Consider the following 3,412-nt stretch of genomic DNA (forward strand, 5'->3'; position numbering starts at 1 on the left):
CTCCTCGACAACGCCGCCAAGAACGCCCGCGACATCAACGGCAAGAGCCGTTATCTCGACATCCCCGATCTCGGCCGGCAGCGCCCAGTTCGCCGGCTCCGCGGCGAAGTTGAAAACGCACAGCAATCTCTCGTCTTCCTGCTGGCGGATGAAGGCCAGCACATCGCCCTCGGCCTCGAGAAAACGGATGGAGCCGGCGATCAGTGCCGGATGACGCTTGCGCAGCGCAAGGATCGAACGGTAGGCCGCGAGCACGGAACCGCCTTCGCCATCCTGAATGTCGACCGCGCGGCCGCGATGCGCCAGCGGCACGGGCAGCCAGGGCTTGGCCGTCGAGAATCCGGCATTTTCCGCCTCCGCCTGCCAGACCATCGGCGTGCGGCAGCCGTCCCTGCCCTTCACGCCCGGCCAGAAACGGATGCCGACGGGATCGCGCAGATCCTCATAAGCCAGCTCGGCTTCCTCCAGCCCCAGTTCCTCGCCCTGATAGAGGCAGATCGAGCCGCGCAGGCATGACAGCAGCGCGATCGAGAACTTCGCCACCGCGTCCGGGCTCTCGCCGGGCCGCGTCCAGCGGCTGACATGGCGCACGACGTCATGGTTGGAGAAGGCCCAGCAGACCCAGCCGTCCGGGGCGGTCGTCTCGAACGCCTCCACGCAGCCGCGCACATGGGCGGCGGAAAATTGCGGGCTGAGCAGGTCGAAAGTGTAGCACATCTGCAATTTGTCGCCGCCGGAGACATAGGCGGCGAGCGTCTGCAGCGAACGCTCCTCGTCGCCCACCTCGCCGACCGCGGCGCGGTCCGGATATTCGTCGAGCAGCGCGCGGAAGCGTTTCAGGAAGTCGAGATTCTCGGGACGCGTCTTGTCGAAGAGATGCTCCTGGAAGGCATAGGTGCTGGTCGCACCGTTGGTGCCGGCGACGCTCGCGGCCAAAGGCGGGTTGTCGCGCAGCCAGCGGTCGTGGACATAGTAGTTGACGGTGTCCAGCCGAAAACCGTCGACGCCGCGCTCCAGCCAGAAGCGCACGGTGTCGAGCAGCGCATCCTGGACCTTCGGATTGTGAAAGTTGAAATCCGGCTGCGCGGCGAGGAAATTGTGCATGTAGTACTGCCGGCGGGTGGCGTCCCACTCCCAGGCGGGGCCGCCGAATAGCGATTGCCAATTGTTGGGCGCGCTGCCGTCCGGCTTCGCATCGGCCCAGACGTACCAGTCAGCCTTGGCATTGTCGCGGCTGGCGCGGCTTTCGACGAACCATTCATGCTTGTCGGAAGAATGCGAGATCACCTGGTCGATGATGAGCTTCAGGCCGAGCCGGTGCGCCTCGGCGATGAGCGCGTCGAAATCCTCTGGCGTGCCGAACATCGGATCGACGTCGCGATAGTCGGACACGTCATAGCCCATGTCGGCCATCGGCGACTTGAAGAAGGGCGACAACCAGACCGCGTCGGCGCCGAGAGAGGCGACATGCGCAAGCCTGGCCGTGATGCCATTGAGGTCACCGCTGCCGTTGCCGGTCGTGTCCTGGAAGGAGCGCGGATAGACCTGGTAGATGACGCAGCCGCGCCACCATTCACTCCCCCGCTCCGCATTCTCGTCAGCCATTAGAACCCTTCCTGCTGCGCGCTTTAGCGGCACGTTGCTCGATCATGAAATTGACGCTGCGTCCGGAGAGCGGTCGCGCGATGTCGTCAGGCTGCGCTTCGATTGCGGGGCGCCATTCAAAACCCTCGCGCGCAGGCAAGGAGAAGACGCATTGGCGGCGGTCGCCATTGACGAGGATCGCGAGGCGCTCGCCCTGGCTATCGCCGAGCAGCATGACGAGGCGATGTCGGCCGGCTTCGTTCCAGTCGGACTCGCCGAGCGGTACGCCGGTCTCGGTGAGCCAGGCCACGTCGGGAAATTCTCCACCATCGGCGGGCTCACCGGTTAGGAAGCGTGTGCCCGCCAGCGCAGGAAAGGCCCGGCGCAGCGCGGCAAGCGACGCTGTGTATTGCTCCAACGCCTGATCGCGGCCGGCCCAGTCGAGCCAGGTGATGGCGTTGTCCTGCGCATAGGCGTTGTTGTTGCCTAGCTGCGTGCGGCCGAACTCGTCGCCGGCCGTCAGCATGATGGTGCCGCGCGAGGCAAAGAGGGTGGCGAGCAACGCGCGCCGGTCGTTGGAGCGGGCCAGGCTGATCGCCTCGTCGTCCGTCTCGCCTTCGGTGCCGTTGTTCCAGGACAGATTGTCGTTATGGCCGTCGCGGTTCTGTTCGCCATTGGCCTCGTTGTGCTTGCGCTCATAGGCGACGATATCGGCGAGCGTCATGCCGTCATGCGCGGCGATGAAGTTGACCGTTCGGGTCGTCGGACGGCTGTCCCTGCCGAAGACGTCGGAGGAGCCGGCAAGCCGTGTCGCCAGCGCACCGATCGCGCCGGCGTCGCCGCGCCAAAAGCGCCTGACATCGTCGCGGTAACGGTCATTCCATTCCAGATAGGGCGGGCGGAAATTGCCGAGCTGGTAGCCGTTCGGGCCGATATCCCAGGGCTCGGCGATCAGCACGCGGTCGGCGAGCACGGGATCGCCGGCTATAGCCTGCAGCAGCGGCGCTTCCGGATCGAAGGCGCCATCGACGCGACCGAGCACCGGCGCCAGATCGAAGCGGAAACCGTCGACGCCGGCGAAGCGGACGAAGTGTCGGAGCGTGTCGAGCACCATCTCGCGCACCACCGGATGATCGCAGGCTACCGTGTTGCCGGTGCCAGTGTCGTTGACCAGTTGGCCATCCGGCTGATGCCCGTAGTAAGCCAGCGCATCGAGCCCGCGCAGCGACAGCGTCGGCCCGAGCCGGTCGCTCTCCCCGGTATGGTTGAAGACGAGGTCGAGTATGGTGCCGATGCCAGCCTCGCGCAGCGCGGCGACGGTGTCGCGCAACTCCCTCAGACCACCCGGCACCAGGCGCGGGTCGAGCGCCATGAAGGTAACGGGGTTGTAGCCCCAGGCGTTGCTTAAGCCCAATGGCGGCAGGTGCCGCTCGTCGATCGACGCGGTGACCGGCATCAGCTCGACGGCCGAGACGCCGAGACGCTTCAGGTGCTCGATGATGGCGGGATGGGCGAGCGCCGCGATGGTGCCCCGCTGCGCTTCCGGGATGTCGGGATGGAGCCTGGTGAAGGAGCGGACATTCAGTTCGTAAATCAGGCCGCCGGGATTGAAGAGGGGCGGCAAAGGCGCCACCGCCTCAAGCGGCGCCACCACTATCGCCTTGGGCATCAGGGGTGCGGTGTCGGCGCCCTCGTTGCGCTTGGCGGCAAGCCGCCAATGGTATTGGTAGGGACGATCGATCTCGACGGCGTAGGGATCGGTGAGCAGCTTGTCGGGATCGGACCACAGGCCGCGTTCCGGCGCATAGTCGCCATCGGCGCGGAAGCC

The 3,412-nt window shown here is 66.0% G+C and carries 2 protein-coding genes; both read right to left on the reverse strand.

Annotation, left to right across the window (positions count from 1 at the left end; translation table 11 throughout):
* The coding region (locus EOA27_RS28315) for an alpha-glucosidase family protein (RefSeq protein ID WP_127257787.1) at window positions 1–1,605 on the reverse strand (1,605 nt) is incomplete at its 3' end.
* A partial coding sequence (gene glgX, locus EOA27_RS28320) for a glycogen debranching protein GlgX (protein ID WP_127257789.1) occupies window positions 1,598–3,412 on the reverse strand: 1,815 nt, incomplete at its 5' end. The genes glgX and EOA27_RS28315, both read right to left, overlap by 8 nt.

It is taken from the genome of Mesorhizobium sp. M2A.F.Ca.ET.037.01.1.1 (assembly GCF_003998075.1).
Lineage (GTDB): Bacteria > Pseudomonadota > Alphaproteobacteria > Rhizobiales > Rhizobiaceae > Mesorhizobium.